This is a genomic window from Bacillota bacterium, assembly GCA_040754675.1.
GTDB lineage: Bacteria > Bacillota > Limnochordia > Limnochordales > Geochordaceae > Geochorda.
Window position 1 is genome coordinate 1 of the sequence record JBFMCJ010000660.1, and the last position, 2,105, is coordinate 2,105.

Here is a 2,105-nt window from a genome sequence, read left to right on the forward strand (position 1 = left end):
GGCCCGGCTCGGGCGGTTTCGTTGGGGAATCGGCTGAGGCACATAGAAAGGGCCGGCCCCCGAGCTCGATGGCGCACTCGGAGGCCGGCCCCGTCCCGATATCCACGGGAAGGCCGGGAAGGATGGAACAGCGAGATCAGGTTATCAGCAGCGGCCCGTTGCTGTCAATCCTTCATGCGGGAGGCGCTTGCCGCTGGCTCCTACGAGCCAGAGCACTTCACTGACCTAATGAGCAGCCCGCCGGGGAGGTGGCACCCCCGGCGGGCCTTTGAGCGAGCACGCAGCATCGGCTACGGGGACATTGTAGTGTGCACCAGGCGATCAGCCACCGTTCACCAGGCTCAGGATGCGCCGGCGGAGATTGTCCATCTCGGGGCTGCCCACCGTGTACGGGTCCGTCTTGCCGGCGTTGATCCCCTGCCGGACCTCGCTGTGCCCCAGGAAATGGTCAGGCACCCCGGGCCACCGCTTCCGGACCACGTTCCTCCACCACCAGCAGAACGTCTGCACCTGGAGATCGGTGATCGGGTCGTCGCCGGTCGGCTGGGCGAACTCGGCGCCAAACCATCGCCGGCTGTGGCTGCCGGCGTGCCATCCCCACCGGTTCAGGGGCAGGTGGCAGGCGATCTCCCCTTCCCCGATGGTGACGTGCCAGGCGAGATACACCCTCTGGCCCGTCTCCCAGTCGATGTAGTAGGGCTCGCCGGCCGCCCACGTCGCCGTGGCGATCAGCTCGTCGTGAATGCTCCTGGACTCGCCCGACCTGGTGCCGTGCAGGATGCAGCCCTCGGGCGCCGCATCGTACCACCAGCCGACGGCGTGCCGGTTGGGGTAATCCAGGACCTGCGGCTCGAAGGTCGCGGCCTCGGGCTGCTGAGGCCCTACCCTTTTGGGAACCTCACCACCTGGAGCCGGCGATCCATCATGTTCGGGCTCACGGCGTACAGCAACGCCTCCGCCGACTGGTCGCCGTGGCTGGCAGCGTCGAACTTGCCCTCGAGGATCCTCACCACCAGCTCGGTCAGCAGGGCGTTCTGATCCAGGGCGAGCCTGGCCATCTCACCGCTCTCCTCCAGGTGCTTCCTCAGCCCCTCCACTATGGCCTGTAGCTCCATCTCCACCTCCAACAGCTCTCGGTGCTTCAGCAGGTTGCAGAAATCGAAGGCCGGATCGTCGCTGGACAGGATGAACCAGCAGCGAGCTTCGGCCCCCTCCAGCTTCGCCAGACACTCGGACAGGGGGAGGTAGCGGCCCTCCCCCAGCCAGCTATCCCACTCGGTCACGTCCACCGGCAGGCCGGTCTGAGCGCGCAGCCAGGCGGGGTCCGACCAGTTGCCGGTGCGGGCGTAGGCATGGCAGGCGACCCTCTGGAAGTGCCGCGGGACCCCCCAGGACACGATCCAGCCGTAGATCTCCCGGTAGTTGCCCACGGGCGCCAGGGGCGGTAGGGCCAGATCGACGGCATCTCCCAGATCGGAGCGGACGCCGGCCGCCGCCTCAACCCAGTAGCGCCAGAGTGCCCAGGGCTCGGTGATGCCGCCCTCCTCGGGCAGGTTGTCCTCGTTGGTCACCACCACCGCCGGGCGCCCGAAGCGCAGGTACGGCCGCGTCCGCCGGCCGCACTCCCTGCCCCAGTCCCAGGCCTGCCACCGGCGCATGATCTCGCGCTCGTAGGGGCGCAGGATCAGCCGTGCGCCCGTCCGCTCGACCAGGCTCCCCACCTGGCCGACGTGCTCCGGCACAACACCGTCCGCGTAGACCAGGTGGACCAGAGCCGTCGGACGGACATGGACTGCCAGGTCGATCTCGGCGGGCGAGAAAGGCCTGGTGGCGTTAGGTAGATGCAGGTCCATGGTCAGCCTCTATCTCCGCCCGCAAGCGGAAGAACTCATCGAGCTTGATGTCGTACTCCATGCGCTTGACGGCCATCCTGAGAGCTTTCAGCACCTTGCGCCGGTCCAACGAAGCCGTCCGGCATGCGGACCGCCTGGAGGCTGTCCCCCGACTCCGGGTTGAAGTGCTCGTTCTCCAGAGGCGTCAGCCGGCCGATGATCCCCTCCAGGAGATCGGCCAGGGTCTTGAAGCCGAGAATGAACCGGGGCATC

At 67.6% G+C, this 2,105-nt stretch carries 3 protein-coding genes; all 3 read right to left on the minus strand.

Going from position 1 to position 2,105, the window contains the following annotated elements; translation table 11 throughout:
• Nucleotides 1-321 precede the first annotated feature (321 nt).
• A complete protein-coding gene (locus tag AB1609_22190) occupies nt 322-840 on the minus strand; it encodes an N-acetylmuramoyl-L-alanine amidase (GenBank protein MEW6049144.1) in 519 nt (172 codons plus the stop codon).
• Nucleotides 841-881: 41 nt separating this feature from the next.
• Nucleotides 882-1,853 (minus strand): hypothetical protein, encoded by a 972-nt coding sequence (locus AB1609_22195; GenBank protein ID MEW6049145.1) that lies wholly within the window; start codon nt 1,851-1,853, stop codon nt 882-884.
• A gap of 35 nt (nt 1,854-1,888) precedes the next feature.
• Nucleotides 1,889-2,105, minus strand: a 217-nt coding sequence (locus AB1609_22200) for a hypothetical protein (protein MEW6049146.1), incomplete at its 5' end; no start/stop codon positions are given.